General features: G+C 72.0%; 14 protein-coding genes and 5 tRNA genes. 6 read left to right on the forward strand and 13 right to left on the reverse strand.

The genetic code is table 11. The features are described from left to right. Nucleotides 1-28 precede the first annotated feature (28 nt). Both ACFQ6X_RS23695 and ACFQ6X_RS23700 read right to left on the reverse strand, forming a co-directional pair. Nucleotides 29-850, reverse strand: coding sequence for an aminotransferase class IV (locus tag ACFQ6X_RS23695; RefSeq protein WP_383184358.1), 822 nt, complete (start codon nucleotides 848-850; stop codon nucleotides 29-31). After that, on the reverse strand, nucleotides 847-1,881 hold the full coding sequence (locus tag ACFQ6X_RS23700; protein WP_383184439.1) for a chorismate-binding protein: 1,035 nt from the start codon (nucleotides 1,879-1,881) through the stop codon (nucleotides 847-849). The genes ACFQ6X_RS23695 and ACFQ6X_RS23700 overlap by 4 nt, the downstream gene beginning before the upstream one ends. A 163-nt stretch (nucleotides 1,882-2,044) precedes the next feature. Here ACFQ6X_RS23700 and ACFQ6X_RS23705 point away from each other — a divergent pair. The 5 genes from ACFQ6X_RS23705 to ACFQ6X_RS23725 all read left to right on the forward strand — a co-directional run bounded on the left by ACFQ6X_RS23705 (nucleotide 2,045) and on the right by ACFQ6X_RS23725 (nucleotide 2,487). After that, nucleotides 2,045-2,117: transfer RNA gene (locus ACFQ6X_RS23705), tRNA-Gly, on the forward strand. 37 nt (nucleotides 2,118-2,154) lie between these two features. Continuing rightward, a tRNA-Cys gene (locus ACFQ6X_RS23710) sits at nucleotides 2,155-2,228 on the forward strand. A 1-nt stretch (nucleotide 2,229) separates the two neighbouring features. Continuing rightward, nucleotides 2,230-2,301: transfer RNA gene (locus tag ACFQ6X_RS23715), tRNA-Val, on the forward strand. A 19-nt stretch (nucleotides 2,302-2,320) separates the two neighbouring features. Beyond that, nucleotides 2,321-2,392, forward strand: a tRNA-Val gene (locus ACFQ6X_RS23720). Between the two features lie 23 nt (nucleotides 2,393-2,415). Further along, nucleotides 2,416-2,487: transfer RNA gene (locus ACFQ6X_RS23725), tRNA-Val, on the forward strand. A 154-nt stretch (nucleotides 2,488-2,641) separates the two neighbouring features. Here the strand turns inward: ACFQ6X_RS23725 and ACFQ6X_RS23730 are convergent. The 5 genes from ACFQ6X_RS23730 to ACFQ6X_RS23750 form a co-directional block, all read right to left on the reverse strand. Then, nucleotides 2,642-3,994, reverse strand: coding sequence for an OFA family MFS transporter (locus ACFQ6X_RS23730; RefSeq protein ID WP_383184359.1), 1,353 nt, complete (start codon nucleotides 3,992-3,994; stop codon nucleotides 2,642-2,644). A gap of 118 nt (nucleotides 3,995-4,112) precedes the next feature. Continuing rightward, nucleotides 4,113-4,415 (reverse strand): zf-TFIIB domain-containing protein, encoded by a 303-nt coding sequence (locus ACFQ6X_RS23735; RefSeq protein WP_383184360.1) that lies wholly within the window; start codon nucleotides 4,413-4,415, stop codon nucleotides 4,113-4,115. Between the two features lie 65 nt (nucleotides 4,416-4,480). Next, nucleotides 4,481-5,512 (reverse strand): phosphotransferase, encoded by a 1,032-nt coding sequence (locus ACFQ6X_RS23740; protein WP_383184361.1) that lies wholly within the window; start codon nucleotides 5,510-5,512, stop codon nucleotides 4,481-4,483. 239 nt (nucleotides 5,513-5,751) lie between these two features. Continuing rightward, nucleotides 5,752-5,958, reverse strand: coding sequence for a hypothetical protein (locus tag ACFQ6X_RS23745; protein ID WP_329212877.1), 207 nt, complete (start codon nucleotides 5,956-5,958; stop codon nucleotides 5,752-5,754). 189 nt (nucleotides 5,959-6,147) lie between these two features. Next, on the reverse strand, nucleotides 6,148-6,405 hold the full coding sequence (locus ACFQ6X_RS23750; protein WP_383184362.1) for a hypothetical protein: 258 nt from the start codon (nucleotides 6,403-6,405) through the stop codon (nucleotides 6,148-6,150). 205 nt (nucleotides 6,406-6,610) lie between these two features. Here ACFQ6X_RS23750 and ACFQ6X_RS23755 point away from each other — a divergent pair, with 205 nt between their 5' ends. Beyond that, nucleotides 6,611-7,957, forward strand: a complete 1,347-nt coding sequence (locus ACFQ6X_RS23755; RefSeq protein WP_383184363.1) for a protein kinase — start codon at nucleotides 6,611-6,613, stop codon at nucleotides 7,955-7,957. On the opposite strand, the gene ACFQ6X_RS23760 is transcribed toward ACFQ6X_RS23755, so the two are convergent. The 6 genes from ACFQ6X_RS23760 to ACFQ6X_RS23785 all read right to left on the reverse strand — a co-directional run bounded on the left by ACFQ6X_RS23760 (nucleotide 7,930) and on the right by ACFQ6X_RS23785 (nucleotide 17,071). Beyond that, nucleotides 7,930-8,754 (reverse strand): TrmH family RNA methyltransferase, encoded by an 825-nt coding sequence (locus tag ACFQ6X_RS23760; protein ID WP_383184364.1) that lies wholly within the window; start codon nucleotides 8,752-8,754, stop codon nucleotides 7,930-7,932. The two genes, ACFQ6X_RS23755 and ACFQ6X_RS23760, sit on opposite strands and share 28 nt — an antisense overlap. After that, nucleotides 8,747-10,012 (reverse strand): uroporphyrinogen-III C-methyltransferase, encoded by a 1,266-nt coding sequence (gene cobA / locus ACFQ6X_RS23765; RefSeq protein ID WP_383184365.1) that lies wholly within the window; start codon nucleotides 10,010-10,012, stop codon nucleotides 8,747-8,749. The genes ACFQ6X_RS23760 and cobA overlap by 8 nt, the downstream gene beginning before the upstream one ends. Nucleotides 10,013-10,313: 301 nt before the next feature. Further along, entirely contained in the window at nucleotides 10,314-13,733 is a 3,420-nt protein-coding gene (cobT, locus tag ACFQ6X_RS23770) for a nicotinate-nucleotide--dimethylbenzimidazole phosphoribosyltransferase (RefSeq protein ID WP_383184366.1), read from the reverse strand. A gap of 333 nt (nucleotides 13,734-14,066) precedes the next feature. After that, nucleotides 14,067-15,293 carry a precorrin-6y C5,15-methyltransferase (decarboxylating) subunit CbiE gene (cbiE, locus tag ACFQ6X_RS23775; RefSeq protein ID WP_383184367.1) on the reverse strand — a complete coding sequence of 409 codons (1,227 nt, stop codon included), beginning with the start codon at nucleotides 15,291-15,293 and terminating at the stop codon, nucleotides 14,067-14,069. Nucleotides 15,294-15,415: 122 nt separating this feature from the next. After that, nucleotides 15,416-16,102: a GNAT family N-acetyltransferase gene (locus tag ACFQ6X_RS23780; protein WP_383184368.1), complete on the reverse strand. Its 687-nt coding sequence runs from the start codon at nucleotides 16,100-16,102 to the stop codon at nucleotides 15,416-15,418. Between the two features lie 102 nt (nucleotides 16,103-16,204). Further along, nucleotides 16,205-17,071, reverse strand: a complete 867-nt coding sequence (locus tag ACFQ6X_RS23785) for a MetQ/NlpA family ABC transporter substrate-binding protein (RefSeq protein WP_383184369.1) — start codon at nucleotides 17,069-17,071, stop codon at nucleotides 16,205-16,207. Nucleotides 17,072-17,133: the final 62 nt, after the last annotated feature.

Here is a 17,133-nt window from a genome sequence, read left to right on the forward strand (position 1 = left end):
GTCCGTCACCTGTTTTTGCCGGACGGGCTCAGGGATCGAGGTCGTCGCCCGCACGCTCGTCGAAGATCCGCATCGCCTTGGCGGTCACCGGCCCCGGAGCGCCCGGCAGGTCCCGTCCGTCCACCCGGTGGACGGCCTGGATGTCGCGGAGCGTGGAGGTCAGGAAGACCTCCTCGGCAGTCTCGAGGATGTCCAGCGGCAGCTCGGTCTCCTGCGCACCGGTCCACTCCACGGCCAGTGCGCGGGTGATCCCGGCAAGGCAGCCGGAGGTGAGGGGAGGGGTGTGGATCCTGCCGTCGAGCACGACGAAGACATTGGATCCGGTGCCCTCGCAGAGCTGCCCGACCGTGTTGGGGAAGAGCGCCTCGGATGCACCCTGCTCGTGGGCGCGTGCGAGGGCGACGACGTTCTCCGCGTACGAGGTGGTCTTGAGCCCGGCCACCGCGCTGCGTTCGTTGCGCGTCCACGGGACGGTGATCACCGCTGTGCTGTCGGGGCGGCGCGACGTCTCGCCGAGCGCGACGACGAGGCTGGGACCCGCGTCCCCGCGGTCGGAGCCGAGGGGCGAGAGGCCGCCGGTGTACGTGATCCGCAGCCGGCCGAGCGCCATGGGGTTGGCCGCGATGACGGTCTCCGCGGCGTGGCGGACCTCGTCGGGGTCGGGGTCGGACAGCCCGAGGCCCCGGGCCGAGCGCGTCAGCCGGTCGAGATGCCGGGTGAGGGCGAAGGGGCGGCCCTGGGCGACCCTGACCGTCTCGAAGACGCCGTCCCCCACGGTCAGCCCGTGATCGAGCACGGACACCCGTGCGTCATCGGCGTCCCGGAGTCCGCCGTTGACCCAAATCCTCATGACGCGGTCCTTCCTGTCTCCTCGTAGGCGCCCGACGCTACAGCGAGCAGCCGGGACGCCTTCAGCTCGGTCTCCGCCCATTCGCGCTGCGGGTCGGATCCCCAGGTGATGCCGGCTCCGGTGCCGAAGCGCAGCTCGGGAGCGGTGCCCGTGCGGTCGATCCAGAAGGTCCTTATTCCGACGGCCAGTTCCGCGGTGCCCCTGTCCGCGTCGACCCAGCCGATTCCTCCGCAGTACGGACCGCGCGGCGATGTCTCGAGGGCGTCGATGATCCGCAGCGCACTGGACTTGGGGGCACCGGTGACGGATCCGGGCGGAAACGCGGCGGCGAGCAGCTCCGGCCAGCCGGCGCCGTCGGCCAGCCGGCCGCGCACGGTGGAGACGAGGTGGACGAGTCCGGGGTGCTTCTCCACCACGCAGAGGTCGGGGACGCTCACGCTGCCGGTCGCGCAGACCCGGCCCAGGTCGTTGCGGACCAGGTCGACGATCATCACGTTCTCGGCGTGGTCCTTGTCCAGCAGATCGTCCTCGGTCCGGCCGGTTCCCTTGATCGGTCCGGACTCGACGATCCGGCCCTCGCGCCTGAGGAAGAGCTCCGGGGAGGCGGTGGCTATCTCGACGCCCTGGGCCGGCAGCCGGATCGTCCCCGCGTAGGGAGCGGGGTTGCCGCGGGCCAGCAGGGCGGTGAGGGCGTCGACGTCGGCGGCGGGGCCGGGCAGCGGCGCGGACATGACCCTGCAGAGGTTGGCCTGGTAGACCTCGCCCGCCGCGATGTGTTCACGGATCCGCCGTACTCCTGCCTTGTAGGCGTCCTCGTCGAGCGATGAGATCCAGTCCTGCGGTGCCGGTCCACGCCAGGCCCCGGGTACGGGAAGGGGCACCTGCTCGGTCCGTACGGTGGAGAAGCGGGCGCAGACGAGACGGCCCTCGAAATCAGCGGATACAGCCCAGAAACCGGACGATTCGAGAGCCGCAGGATCGCTGGTCACATCCTGCAGGCCTGAGGCGATGAGGCCGCCGAAGCGGGCCATGGGAGCTAGGTCGTGCACTCTGGTGAGTCTAGAACGGTGCAGGGTGACCTGCGGCGGGGCGGAGGCAGCGCAGCACGCTGCGCAAACGCGTTTTTGTGCTGGCCCGGGAATCCGCTAGAGTTCAACACGTCACCGGGACGCGCAAGCCGACCGGGAATGACAAGCGGACGTAGCTCAGTTGGTAGAGCGCAACCTTGCCAAGGTTGAGGTCGCCAGTTCGAACCTGGTCGTCCGCTCGCAGAAGGTGGGGGATCTTCCCGAACCCCCATCCCTGGTGGAGTGGCCGAGAGGCGAGGCAACGGCCTGCAAAGCCGTCTACACGGGTTCAAATCCCGTCTCCACCTCCAAGGACGATTAGCTCAGCGGGAGAGCACTTCCCTGACACGGAAGGGGTCACTGGTTCAATCCCAGTATCGTCCACCGGTCCGCAAGGACCCCCGCGCGATTAGCTCAGCGGGAGAGCGCTTCCCTGACACGGAAGAGGTCACTGGTTCAATCCCAGTATCGCGCACGCAGTACACGCAGGGTCACCCTGCGCGATTAGCTCAGCGGGAGAGCGCTTCCCTGACACGGAAGAGGTCACTGGTTCAATCCCAGTATCGCGCACCGTTCGAAGCCCCCGGTCGTCTCGACGACCGGGGGCTTTGTCGTTGTCCCGGCGGGTCAGCCGGTGAAGAGCTGGGTGGCCTTGCGGGCCAGTTCGTACAGCCCGTAGCCGAACGGCACGGCGACCCAGAGCCAGACGAGGACCATGAGCGGCTTACGACTCCTGGTGGACACGGGGGCTGCTCCCTTCCGGTGTCTCGTGGAAGCGCGGATGGACGGGGCGGATGCACTCGTTGGCGACGAAGCCGACGACGAGCAGCCCGATCATGATGGTCAGGGAGGTCGAGTAGAGGCTGGGACCGCTGTGGCCCGCGCGCTCCCCCGCGTCGGCGACCCTGTTGACGATCAGCGGACCGAGTACGCCCGCCGTGGACCAGGCGGTCAGCAGCCGGCCGTGGATGGCTCCGACCTGGTACGTGCCGAAGAGGTCCCTCAGGTAGGCGGGAGCGGTCGCGAACCCTCCTCCGTAGAAGGAGAGGATCACCAGCGCGCAGCAGATGAAGAGCGGCTTGGAGTCGTTGCCGAGCCGGTCGATCATCACGTACATCAGCGCGCCGACACCGAGGTAGACGCGGTACATGTTCTTGCGGCCGATCAGGTCCGAGGTGGAGGACCACAGAAGACGGCCGCCCATGTTGGCCAGCGAGAGCAGGGCGACGAAGCCTGCCGCCGCGGAGACCGACACCGGGGTGGAGGTGTCCGCGAAGAAGTCCTGGATCATGGGCACGGCCTTCTCGAGGATGCCGATGCCTGCGGTGACGTTCATGCACAGGACCACCCACAGGCACCAGAACTGCGGTGTGCGCAGGGCGTTGCGGGCGGAGACCTGGGCGTTGGTGACGAGCCTGCGGGTTTCCTGCTTCGGCTCCCAGCCGTCGGGGAGCCAGCCGTCCGGCGGCACCCGCACCAGGAGGACGCCGAGCGCCATGAACGCCGCGTAGACGACGCCGTGGACGAGGAAGGCGGTCGCGATGCCGGAGCGGTCCGTGCCGAAGCTCTCGAGCATGCCCGTGGACCAGGGCGAGGCTATGAGGGCGCCGCCGCCGAAGCCCATGATGGCGATGCCCGTGGCCATGCCGGGGCGGTCGGGGAACCACTTGATGAGGGTGGAGACCGGAGAGATGTAGCCGATGCCGAGCCCGATCCCGCCGATGAAGCCGTAGCCGAAAACGACGAGCCAGTACTGGCCGGTGGCCGCACCGAGGGCGGCGACGAGGAAGCCGGAGGAGAAGCAGACGAGGGAGACGAACATCGCCCAGCGGGGACCGTTGCGTTCGACGAGTGTGCCGCCGAAGGCCGCGGAGAGGCCCAGCATCACGATGCCCAGCTGGAACGGGAGGGCGCTCACGGTGCCCGACAGCCCGAGGGCGGATTCGAGCGGGGGCTTGAACACGCTCCAGGCGTAGGCCTGTCCGATGGAGAGGTGCACGGCGAGCGCGGCGGGTGGCACGAGCCAGCGGCTCCAGCCCGGGGGTGCGACAGTTCGGGACCTGTCGAGGAAGTTCATGGCCCCGCACTCTAGGCAGCGATCATGCCCATGACTAGATCAGGAACCGAACTTCGTCGACGGTATGCAATACGGACGCGACGGGCCCGGACGCAACGCGCCCGGGCCCCGCAGGGGTTCAGGAGGAGAAGAGCATCCGGCCGAAGCTCTTCTGGCGGTGGTGTCCGTGGTGCCCGCCGTGGTGCGGCGCGCCCCACGCGGGAGCCGGGGCCGCGGGGTACGCCTGCGGGGCGGCCGGGTACGCCTGCGGGGCGGGCGGAGCGGGCGGGGCCTGCTGCGACCACTGCGACTCGAGGCGGGTCAGCGACTCCAGCTCGCCGTAGTCGAGGAATATGCCGCGGCAGCCGCTGCACTGCTCGATCTGGACACCGTTGCGGTTGTACGTGTTCATCTGGGCATGGCACTTGGGACACTGGATCATCGGGCCGGCTCCTCACCGTCGTTTCGATGTCGCCGGAATGCATGCCCGGCGGCAGTCGGTTCACCCTACGACGAGAGCTCGGGTGTCAACTCGGGCGGGAGGGACGCAATTCGGACACACGCGTCGATCATCAACTGTTCCACCTCATCCGGACTTCGGCCCTCCGCCGCGGACTTGGCGAAGGCGAGCGCCGCCGTCTGCACCGTGAGTGCGCGCGCGGCGACGTCCAGGTCGGGCCACGGGTCCCCCTCGGCGCGTACGGCGGGGCCGCCCGCGGCCCGGTAGGCGTCCAGGAAGCGCAGCCAGACCTCGGGCGCCAGCAGCCCTGCCGCGTACCAGGCCGCGGGGCGCGCCAGGTCCCAGGCGGGGTCGCCCAGGCCCGCGTCGTCGACGTCGATCAGCAGCCAGGGGCCGTGCGGGGCCGGGTGGCGGACGAGCTGCCCGAGGTGCAGGTCTCCGTGGCAGACGAAGCCGGCCCTGGTTCCGTCGGCCGACGCCTCGCCACGGGCCCAGGCGGGCAGGCCGCGCCAGGCGGCGAGCACCGGAGCGGTGTCCGGGTCGCCGGGCCTGGCGGCCCGCATCCGCGCGACGGCCCGGGCGGCCTTGGCGGGTCCGCGCATGGGCGGCAGCGGATGGGGCGGCGGGGTGCGGTGCAGCCGGGCCAGGAGGGTCGCCGCCTCCTCCCAGGGAGCGGCATCGGGGTCCGACGGGTCGACGGGTTCGCCGTGCGGCCAGAGGCTGACGGGGCGGCCGTCGGGTGTCACCCCGGGAAGGACGGCCGGGGGCGCGCCCGCCGGCCGGCCCGACGCGGGGTGCGCCGCGGTTTCCGGCGCCTGACGGGACGAGGGGACCGGCAGGGGCGGGAGCAGGATGCCCGTGAGGAGCGGTGCGGCGGCCAGGGCGATGCGGGACGCCAGGGCCGGGCGGTCGGTGTCCGGGGCGTGCGCCTTGGCCACCACCGGCCCGCTGCGGACCACCGTTCCGTCGGGCCGGTCGGCGAGCACCCGGGGCGGGGGGCAGTCGCACACGACGGTACGGGCGTGGCTGCCGGCATGGGCGAGGTCGCCCAGTACGCGGACGACAGGGGTGGTGGTCATCGGCTGGGCTCCCCCGGCGGTGGTCGGCCGGCCCGGCGGCCGGTCCCGGCGACGAGCGTACGGGGCGTGAGCGCCCGGCCGGAGGCCCGCCCCGCAGCCCGAAAGGGCCCGGACAGCGCGATGTCCGGCCAGCTCCCCAGCTGGCCGGACAAACGCTGCCGTCCGCCGCACCCCCGTCCCCACGGGGTTGTTGGCCGGATGTCCTGGTCCGGACCGCTCTTCCGGACCCGGGACGCCGCTCAGCGCCCCAGCATCACGCCCACGGACGACGCCTGTGTGACCACTGCGTCCCAGCCGCCGAAGACGACTACGAGCAGGGCCGCCAGGGGAAGGACCATGGCTGTCGCCACCAGGGGGTGGCGCGTACCGGACGGGCGTGCACCGAACGAGGCGTAAGCCCTGCGTCCCTGTGCGCGGATCATGGTCCGCGTTGCCGTGTCCGCCATGGTTCCTCTCCTGACCTGTTTTCGGAGCGGCGGGCGTTCGACCTCGGGGGACGAGTTCTGCGCCCGCCGCTTGACTTCAACATTAGGGAGGCGGAAGCCCTCGGGCGTCATGCCCGCGTACCGATTACCGGGCCTCCCGGAGGATGAGCCGTCGGCATTCGGTGTACTCCCCTGGGTGGAGATCCGGCGCTACACCTTGGGGTCTTCCCGGAGGGGACGCTCGGAGTCGTCCTCCCTGGGGACCGGTTGTTCGACCAGGGCGAGCACCCTGGTCGCCATGAAGCGGGCGGTTCGGACAACTGATCCACTTCGGGTGACTTCGCTCACTTCGACCACCCCTCGACGGACTGCTGTCTCCACCCGGCGGCCTGCTCTGGAGGCCACCACCTCGTACGTCCGAGTCGTGTCTCCCGCGTCCACGACTATCTCCACGCGATCGCCCTTCATTGATCCAATCCCCCTTCTGCGACGGTCCTTTGAGATCTCGCACGGGTCACAGGGCCTGGATCTCCGGCTCCCTGACCACTCCTCAATTCTCCCACCGGGCACTGACAATCGATGGGCCGGCGAGGGCGCGGCCTCTGAGCGCGCCGCGCCACGGGTACGTAAGCTGTGCCTCGTCAGGCGGACCGGCAGCGGGGATGGGCAGACGATGGCGATGATGCGGCTCCGGCGCGAGGACCCGCGTGTCGTCGGCTCGTTCAGGCTGCACCGGCGGCTCGGTGCGGGCGGCATGGGCGTGGTCTATCTGGGTTCCGACCGCAGGGGCCAGCGGGTGGCGCTCAAGGTGATCCGGCCGGATCTGGCGGAGGACCAGGAGTTCCGTTCGCGGTTCGCGCGCGAGGTGTCCGCCGCACGACGGATCCGCGGGGGCTGCACGGCACGTCTGGTGGCCGCCGATCTGGAGGCGGACCGCCCGTGGTTCGCGACGCAGTACGTACCGGGGCCTTCGCTGCACGACAAGGTCGTCGAGGAGGGGCCGCTGTCGGCGGCCGAGGTGGCCTCGATCGGTGCGGCGCTGTCCGAAGGGCTGGTGGCGGTGCACGAGGCCGGGGTCGTCCACCGTGATCTGAAGCCGTCGAACATCCTCCTCTCCCCCAAGGGCCCCCGGATCATCGACTTCGGCATCGCCTGGGCGACCGGGGCGAGCACGCTCACCCATGTCGGGACGGCTGTCGGCTCGCCGGGCTTCCTGGCGCCCGAGCAGGTGCGGGGCGCGGCGGTGACGCCCGCCACGGACGTGTTCTCGCTCGGCGCCACCCTGGCGTACGCGGCGATGGCCGACTCGCCCTTCGGGCACGGCAGTTCCGAGGTGATGCTCTACCGCGTGGTGCACGAGGAGCCCCATCTCTTCGAGGTGCACGACGCGCTCGCCCCGCTGGTGCGCGCCTGTCTGGCGAAGGACCCGGAGGAGCGGCCGAGCACGCTGCAGCTCTCGATGCGGCTCAAGGAGATCGCCGCGCGCGAGGCGCAGGGACTGCAGGAGCGCAGGCCGCCCGCCCAGCGGGCCGAGCAGGAGCTGGACCGGCCGACCGGTCTCCTCGACGGCCCGTACACCGAGCAGCACACCCGGCGCGCGGCGGCCGGCCCCACTCCGGCGCCCCGTCCCGCGGCCGGGCGCCCCTCGTCGTCGCGCTCGGCTCCGCCCCGTACCGGCGGCTCACGCCCCCAGGCGTCGCGCGGCACCGCGCACCCCGGGAAGCGTCCGCAGGGCACCAACGGAACGAACGGCCGACCGGGTACCCGCCCCGGGGTCCGGACGACCTCCACCGGGAAGGGCGGCAAGCGGCGGCCTGCCAATCCGCGGCTGCTGCGCCAGCGGCTCGTCGTGTTCGTCGTCGTGACCCTGCTCGTGGCGCTGGGGATCGCGGCCGCACAGGGCTGCCAGGGCCCCTCGCAGGGGCTGGGCGGCAACCCGTCCCGGACCCACGAGGCGTACCGGGCCGTGGATCAGCAGGTGGCGCGGTCCGCTCAGGCGGAGACGGGCCGCGTCGCGTAGAAGGCGACGGCCGAGGCCGCGGCGACGTTGAGCGAGTCGACGCCGGCGTCCATCGGGATGCGGACGTGTGCGTCCGCGGCGGCGAGCGCCTCGGGGGTGAGCCCGTCCCCCTCGGTACCGAAGACGAGCGCCAGCTTCTCGTACCGGCGTGCGGCAAGGGCGTCCAGGGTGATCGACCGCTCGCTGAGGCAGAGCGCGGCGGTGGTGAAGCCGGCCGAGCGGAGCAGGCCGACGTCCTTCGGCCATGAGCCGAGCCTGGTCCACGGGACCAGGAAGACGGAACCCATCGACACCTTCACCGCCCGCCGGTACAGCGGGTCGGCGCAGCGCGGGGTGAGGAGGACGGCGTCGACGCCGAGTGCTGCAGCGTTGCGGAAGGCCGCGCCGATATTGGCGTGGTCGACGATGTCCTCGAAGACGGCCACCCGGCGGACGTTCCCGGACTCCGGGGCCAGGAGGGAGCCGACGTCGGGCAGCGGCTTGCGCTGCATGGAGGCGAGGGCTCCGCGGTGCACGTGATAGCCGGTGACGCGTTCGGCGAGCTCGGGGGTGACCGCGTACACGGGTGCGCGGGCCTCGTCGATGACATCGCGCATCACGTCGACCCACTTGGCGGAGAGCAGCATGGACCGCATCTCGTACCCGGCGTCCCCGGCCCGTCTGATGACCTTCTCGCCCTCGGCGATGAAGAGGCCTTCGGCGGGCTCCCGACGGCGCCGGAGTTCGACGTCCGTGAGGCCGGTGTAGTCACTCAGACGCGGGTCGTCGGGGTCGTCGACGGTGATGAGTTCAGCCACGGGACGACGCTTCCTCACCGGTGACCGGGCCGGTGCCGACGCCGACGACGGCGCCGATGACGATCACGGCAGGCGGACGCACGTCCTCCGCGACGACCCGCTCCCCGACGTCTCCGAGGGTCGCGTCGACCCTGCGCTGAGCGGCCGTGGTGCCCTCCTGGACCAGGGCGACCGGGGTGTCGGGGGACTTGCCGTGGGAGATGAGCGCACGGGCGATGGCGCCGATCTTGTCGACGGCCATCAGGAGGACGAGGGTGCCGCGCAGCTGTGCGAGGGCCTCCCAGTCGACCAGCGAGCGCGGGTCCTCGGGGGCCACGTGCCCGCTGACCACGGTGAACTCATGGGCGACTCCGCGGTGGGTGACGGGGATACCCGCCGCCCCCGGTACGGAGATCGAGCTGGAGATGCCGGGGACGACGGTGCAGGCGATGCCTTCGGCGGCCAGTGCCTGGGCCTCCTCCATCCCGCGGCCGAAGACGAAGGGGTCGCCGCCCTTGAGCCGGACGACGGCCTTGCCTGCCTTGGCGTGGTCGATCAGCGCCTGGTTGATCGCCTCCTGGGCCATGTAGCGGCCGTACGGGATCTTCGCCGCGTCGATCACCTCGACGTGCGGCGGCAGTTCGTCGAGCAGATCGCGGGGACCGAGCCGGTCGGCGATGACCACGTCGGCCTCGGCCAGGAGGCGCCGGCCCCGGACGGTGATCAGGTCGGGGTCACCCGGGCCGCCGCCGACCAGGGCGACGCCGGGGGCGCGGGTGCGGTGGTGCGGGGCGGCGAGGGTGCCGTCGCGCAGGCCCTCGACGATCGCGTCGCGGACCGCGGCGGAGTGGCGGGGGTCCCGGCCCTGCGAGGTGGTGGTGAGGACGGCGACCGTGATGCCCTCGCTGCGGCCGGTGGCCGGTGTCCAGGCGGTTGCCGCCTCCGCGTCGTCGCTGCGGACGCACCAGGTGCGGGTGCGTTCCGCCTCGGCGGACGCGGCGTCGTTGGCCGCGGCGTCCGTGGTCGCGACGAGGGCGTACCAGGTGTCCGCGAGGTCCCCGTCCTCGTACCGACGGCGCTCCCAGCGGATCTCACCGGCGTCGGCCATCGCCTCGACGGACGGGGTGGCGGACGGGGAGACCAGGGTGATGTCGGCGCCGGCCGCGATGAGGGCGGGCAGCCGGCGCTGCGCGACCTGGCCGCCGCCGACGACGACGACGCGGCGCCCGGTCAGGCGCAGTCCGACGGGGTAGGCAGGGTGATCGTCGTGCTCGGCCATGGCGGTGCGGGCTCCTCGTGCAGGGGTGCAGGGTGCGGTGTGCTGCGGGCCGCTGCGGCGGTGGAGCGGCTGTGACGTGAGGCTTTGGCGTGAGGCTTTGGCGTGTGGAACCACGATACGGGGTGGTGGGGACGGGGGTGGGGTGGCGGTGCGGGGGTCCGGTGGGCGCACGCCGCAGGTTTGTTCCCGCGCCCGCCCTGCCTGTGACCGGGGCTCGGCCCGCCCCCGGCCCTCGGTCGTCCCCGCACCCGGGGACCGGTCCCACCCGGGTGGGACCGGTCCTCCTGCGGCGCGGAGCCCGCTACTTCTCCGTGACTCCTGCGGAGTCGAAGGTCGCCACGTCGTGCATCGCGCGCGCCGCGCTCTGCACGATCGGCAGTGCGAGCAGGGCGCCCGTGCCCTCGCCGAGCCTGAGGTCCAGGTCGACCAGCGGGCGCAGGCCCAGCTTGTTGAGGGCGGCGACATGGCCGGGTTCCGCGCTGCGGTGTCCGGCGATGCAGGCGGCGAGCGCCTCGGGGGCGATCGCACGGGCGACCAGGGCGGCCGCGCCCGCGCTCACACCGTCGAGGATGACGGGTGTGCGGAGCGAAGCGCCGCCCAGCAGGAAGCCCGCCATCGCGGCGTGCTCGAGGCCGCCCACGGCAGCCAGCACGCCGATCGGGTCGGCGGGGTCGGGCTGGTGCAGCTCCAGGCCGCGCCGGACCACATCGACCTTGCGGGCGTGCATCTCGTCGTTGATCCCGGTGCCCCGCCCGGTCACCTCGGCCGGGTCCATGCCCGTGTACACACAGATCAGGGCCGCCGACGCTGTGGTGTTGGCGATGCCCATCTCACCTGTGAGGAGGCCCTTGTTGCCTGCCGCCACCAGGTCCCGCGCGGTCTCGATGCCGACCTCGATCGCCGCGAGGACCTCGTCGCGGGTGAGCGCGGGGCCCGTCGTGAAGTCGGCCGTCCCCGGGCGTACCTTCCGGGGAAGGAGGCCGGGTGTCGCGGGCAGATCACAGGCGACTCCGACATCGACCACGCAGACCTCGGCGCCGACCTGGGCCGCGAACGCGTTGCACACGGCTCCGCCGCCGAGGAAGTTGGCGACCATCTGGCCGGTGACCTCCTGCGGCCACGCGGTGACGCCCTGGGCGTGCACCCCGTGGTCACCGGCGAAGATCGCGACGGCGGCGGGCTCCGGGACCGGCGGCGGGCAGACCCGCGAGAGTCCGGACAGCTGGGCGGAGATGATCTCCAGCATGCCGAGCGCGCCTGCGGGCTTCGTCATCCGCTTCTGGCGTTCCCATGCCTCGCCGAGCGCCTTCGCGTCCAGCGGGCGGATGCTCGCGATCGTGTCCTGCAGCAGGTCGTGCGGCTCCTCGCCGGGCAGGGCACGACGGCCGTACGTCTCCTCGTGGACGACCCAGGACAGCGGGCGGCGCTTGGACCAGCCCGCCTGCATCAGCTCGGGCTCCTCGGGGAACTCGTCGACGTAACCGACGCAGAGGTACGCGACGACTTCGAGGTGATCGGGCAGGCCGAGTGCGCGGACCATCTCACGCTCGTCGAAGAAGCTGACCCAGCCGACTCCGAGGCCCTCGGCGCGGGCGGCGAGCCACAGGTTCTCGACGGCGAGCGCCGAGGAGTACGGGGCCATCTGCGGCTGGGTGTGCCGGCCGAGGGTGTGGCGGCCGCCGCGGGTGGGATCCGCGGTGACGACGATGTTCACCGGAGTGTCGAGGATGGCCTCGATCTTCAGTTCCTTGAACTGCTTGGCCCGGGCCTTGGGGAGCGACTTGGCGTACGCCTCCCGCTGGCGCTGCGCCAGTTCGTGCATCGAACGCCGGGTCTCCGCGGAACGGATGACGACGAAGTCCCACGGCTGGGAGTGGCCGACGCTCGGTGCGGTGTGCGCGGCTTCGAGCACGCGGAGCAGCACCTCGTGCGGGATGGGGTCGCTGCGGAATCCGTTGCGGATGTCGCGGCGCTCGCGCATGACCTTGAGGACGGCTTCGCGCTCGGCATCGTCGTAGCCGGGAGCGGGCGGGGACACGGGTGACGGTTCGGCGGGCTCGGGGGCCACGGCAGGAGCGACCTCGGCGGCAAGAGCCTCGGCCGGAGCCGCTTCGACGAAGACTGCCCCGGCGGGAGCCGCTTCCGCGGACACCGCCTCGGCCTCGCGGGGAGCGGCGTCCGTCGTCACGGCTTCGGGCGCCGCACTGTCCGGGAGCTCGGCAACCGGGGCAGGGACATCCAGGGCCGGAGTCTCGATGATCTCCGGTCCGGTGCCGGGTTCGGTCTCGGCCTCCACGGGGAGTTCGGCCTGCGGTACGGGGACGGGCTCCGCGACGGGTTCGGGGTCGGGCTCCGCGACGGGTGCCGGCGTCACGAGCGCAACCGGCTCGGGCTCCGGCACGGCAACCGGCTCGGCCACCGCGACGGGCTCCGCCGCAGGTGCCGGTTCGGCAACCGTGACCGGGGCGACGAGGTCCTGCTCCTCAACCGCCTGCGCGGGCTCCGGGGCCTCCACCGGCACCGGGGCGAGGGCCACCACAGGAGCGGTGGGCTGCGGCGCGGTCGGCGCAACGGCTTCCTCCGGGGCGGCCTCGGGCGCGAACGCGACAGGAGCGGCCACGGGCTCGGGCTCGACGGCCGCGTCGGGCCGGGCCTCCTCAGCCGTCGCAGCCACGGCTTCCGGCTGTACGGGGCCGGCTGCCGGGGAGGCGGGCGTCGGGGCGAGGTGCGGAGTCGTCGGCACGGAGCCTTCCACGGGCACGAACTGCCCCATGGGCTCGGCTGCGGCGGTCTCGACCGGCGCATCGAGGGGCGTCGTGAGGGGAGTTTCCCCGGAAACCTCCTCGGGAAGCCCTTCGGGGGTCCCGGTCTGCGCGTCCGGTGCCGTCTCGGCCACCGGTTCCGGGGCTACCGGTTCCAGGGCGACCGTTTCTGCCGGGACGACTGCCTCTGCGGGGGCGGCCGTTTCTGCCGGCGCGGCCGGGACGGGTTCGGGCCGGAAAGCCGGCTCGGGTGCCTGCGCGCCCCACGGGTCGGCGAGCTGGGGCGGGATCTCGCCCAGCTGCGGGCCCGGCAGCGGGGCCTGGCCGTCGGCCGGGATGTCGAAGTACTCGGGACCTGTCGTGGGCGGCCCGGCGTGCCGTGCGGGCATCGGGCTCTGCGGGGCACCGGCAGGACCGCGGTCGGCGAGTGAGCGCACGACGCCGCCGCTCGGGGCACCGCCGTAGGAGGGGGCATCCCCGGAGACGGGGCCGCGGTGCAGCGGGCGCCGCGTGGGGGCGGCGGACTGGGCGGCGACGGAGACCTGGACGGGAGCCTGCACCGGGGCGGGGGCGGGGGCCGGGATCCGCACTCCGTTGAGGTCGACGGAGCCGGAGTCACGGCCTCCGGACTCGTGCGTGCCGGTCGCGGCCGTCTGCGCCTCGGCGGCGTACAGGGGCTGGCCCTGCGCCGGCACATGCGCGTGGTGCTGCGGCTGCTGGAAGGCGGACTGCTGTCCTGCCGACTGCTCGGGCAGGCCCGACGGCGCGGGCGCCGGTGCGGCGGGTGCGTCGCTCCACGCGCCCTGGGGCGCGGGCATCAGCAGAAGGTCTTCGTCCTCGGGTGCGTGCTCGGAGGGGTCGAGGTAGGTGTACGCGTCCGGGGCGGGGATGCCCGGCTGCTCCACCATGCCTGCGTTCTCCGGCAGTCCCTCGCCCGGGATCTGGCCGGTGTCAGTCATGCGTACCCCTCGCCCATCGTCAGTGCTCCTTCGGCCCTTCGCCCGGGATGCCCGAACCACGGCACGCCGGTGCTCGTCAACTAGAACGAGCGGGCTCGCCGCGCGGCACGAAACGCGCGCGGAGCTATACATTCTCGCGGTCGTTCGCCGCCGCGACAGGCAGTTCTGCCACGGCTTGCTGTGGACTGCGCCACGTTGCGCGTCCCCCGGTTTCGCCGTACCACATCGCGGACCAAAACGGGCCACTTTTCCGGACATTGACGAACGAAGCGACGAACGGCCGGGCGCGGTACAACAATCGGTCAGCCTACCTCGCGCTCCGTGGCGAGCAGCTCAGGGGGCGAGGTCGGAACGGAGCGCGGAGAGCAGGAACACGACGGACCGTTCGCGCTCGACCCAGGCAGAGGTGTCGAGTTCGACGGACTGGAGCAGTGCGCATTCGACGGTGTAGCCGTTCTCCGTGAGCGCCGCGCCGAGGGCTTCGGCCTCGTCCCGGTTGGAGGCATGGGTGACGATGCGCTCCGGGCGCCGGGCGGCGACGGCGGTGACCACGGGAACGCCGCCGCCGCCTATCCGTACGACGTCGGGCTCGGGCAGGCGTTCGAGAACGTGCGGGGCCCGGCCGTGGACGACCTGGACCGGGACCTGGAAGGTCCGGGCCGCCGCCGTCGTACGGGTACAGGCGTCCGGGTCGCTGTCCACGGCCAGGACCGCCGCGCCGAAGCGGGCGGCCTCCACGGCGAGGGCGCCGCTGCCGCAGCCGATGTCCCAGACCAGGTCGCCCGTGCGCGGACCGAGGCGCGCCAGCTGGGCGGCCCGCAGGCCGGGCGACTCGCCCTCGCCGGGCTCCGCCCCGACGGGTCCGTAGGTGCCGGCCGGCAGCGCCCAGCCGCGGGCGCCCCGGGGGTGGACCGGCTCGCGGCCGGCGATCCATGCGCCGGTGGCGGGGCTCTCGGGCCCGCCGCCGATGACGATGACGACGTTCGGGTCGCGCCAGGTGTGGTCGGCGGTCTTGTCGGAGGTGAGGACGGTGACCCGTTCGCGTTCGGTGCCGAGCTCCTCGCAGATCACGAAGGTCCGGTGGACGCCTTCCATGAGCAGGGCGAGCTCGGCGGGTCCCGCGCCCGGGGAGGTGAGGACGGCGACCTTGTGGTGGGCGCGGCAGACGTTGACCGCGCGGCGCAGGGTGCGCGGGTGGGCCACGACGACCTGTGCGTCGTCCCAGGGCATTCCCGCGCGGGCGAAGGCGGCGGCCACCGAGGAGACGGCGGGGACGACTTCGACCTCGAGGCCGTGTTCGGGTGCGCGCAGGGTGCGTACGACCCCGAAGAAGCCGGGATCGCCGTCGGCGAGGACCACGGCGCTGCCCCGGTGCCCGGCGATCCTGCGGGCGGCCAGGTCGATGCTGCCGAGGCGGATCCGTTCGGCGCTCCCGGGGACCTCGGGGAGCGCCAGGTGGTGGGCGGCTCCGGCGACGAGCGTGGCGGCCGAGAGCGCGGCCGTGGCCGCTCTGGTCAGTGGCGAGCCGTCCCAGCCGATCACCGTGACCCGGTCGGCCATCGTCGTCAGTCTCCTGGTGTGTCGCAGGCGTGGGCTCTGCGCGGGAGCGGCGGAGCAAGGGTGAGCGTATCCGGTCCGTACCAAGGGCCGGCCAGCGGCTTCCCGGAGCCCGGAGGAGGCCGTCAGTTCCAGTCGTTGTAGGTGCCGTAGCCGCCCGCGTCGGCCAGCTGCTCGGCGACGCCTTCGAGGTCCTCCGGGAGGAGCCCCCAGACGATCAGGTCGGTCCTGATGTCCGTCCAGCCGCCGTCCGTACCGTTCTCGGTCCGGGTGCGCGCTATCCGTGCGTTGCGCAGCACTCCTTCGCTGATGCAGCCCAGCTTCTGGGCGACCTGCTGCGAGGCGGTGTTGTCGGCGGCCGTGCGCAGCTCGATGCGCTCGAAGCCCTGGTCGCGGAAGAGCCACTCGGCGAGGGCCAGGACGGATTCGGTGGCGTATCCCTCGCCCCGTGCCCAGGGGGCGGTGATGTAGCCGACCTCGGCCGCCAGGGTGCGCCAGTCGGTGTTGTGGAGCCGGACTGAGCCGACGAGGCGCTGGGTGAGGAATTCGGTGACGGCGAAGACGATGCCGTTGCCCTGGGTGCGCTCGGCGGGGGCGATCCTGCGGACCCACCGTTCCGCGTCGACCTGCGTGTAGGGGTGTGGCGCATCGGTCCAGGCGGTGACCAGCTCGTCGTTCATCATTTCGATGTACGCGGGGATGTCCGCCATGTCGAAGGGGCGCAGCACCAACCTGTCCGTGCTGATGGAGATGGACGGGAAGGTGGTATTCATGCGCAGCTCCATGCCGAAGACCGTGTAAAGGCACAGCATGCAGCATCGGGCCGTTGATGTGCATGGCCGGGTCCGCACGGCCGAGCCCCGCACACCCCGGGCGGGGTGTGCGGGGCTCGTGGGACAAGTGGCCCCGGAGGGTCAGGACTTGGCGGGCACCCCGAAGGCGGGGACGATCGAGCCCTGGTAGGTGTCCTCGATGAACTTCTTGACCTCGTCGGAGTTGAGGAGCTTCACGAGCTTCTGGACGCGGGCGTCCTTCTCGTTCCCTTCCTTGACGGCGAGGAAGTTGGCGTACGGGTTGCCGTCGGCGCTCTCGAGCACCAGCGAGTCCTTGCCCGGCTTCAGGTCGGCCTCGATGGCGTAGTTGCCGTTGATGACCGCGGCGTCGACATCGTTCAGGGCGCGGGGCACGGTCGCGGCCTCCAGCTCCTTGAACTCCAGACCCTTCTTGTCCGTGATGTCGCTGAGCTTGGCGTCCGTGCCGACGCCGTCCTTGAGGGTGATCAGCCCGTTCTCGGCGAGCAGCTGGAGCGCGCGGCCCTCGTTGGTGGTGTCGTTGGGCACGGCGACCGTCTGGCCGGCCTTGATGTCCTTGACGTCCTTGATCTTGTTCGAGTAGAGGCCGAGGGGCTCCAGGTGCACGTTGACGACCGGGACGATGTGCGTCTTCTGCTTCTTGTTGAAGTCGTCCAGGTACGGCTTGTGCTGGAAGAAGTTGGCGTCGACCTGGCCGTTCTCCGTGGCGGTGTTCGGCAGGACGTAGTCCGTGAACTCCTTGACCTCGAGCTTGAGGCCCGCCTTGTCCGCCAGGTTCTCCTTGACGAAGTTCAGGATGTCGGCGTGCGGCGTCGGGGACGCGGCGACGACGAGGGCCTTGGAGGTGTCGGCATTGGCGCCGGTCTCGCCCTTGGCGGCCGGGTCGGAGTCCGTGCCGCAGGCGCTGAGGCCGAAGGCAAGGGCGGCGGTGGCGGCGGCTGCAGCGGTGATCTTGATGTTCTTACGCACGAAGAGTGCCTCTTTCCGGTGGTGATGGTGGTGCGCCCGGACAAGGAGTTCGGGCTTCTTGG

Source organism: Streptomyces sp. NPDC056452 (genome assembly GCF_042796085.1).
In the GTDB taxonomy this organism is placed as follows: domain Bacteria; phylum Actinomycetota; class Actinomycetes; order Streptomycetales; family Streptomycetaceae; genus Streptomyces.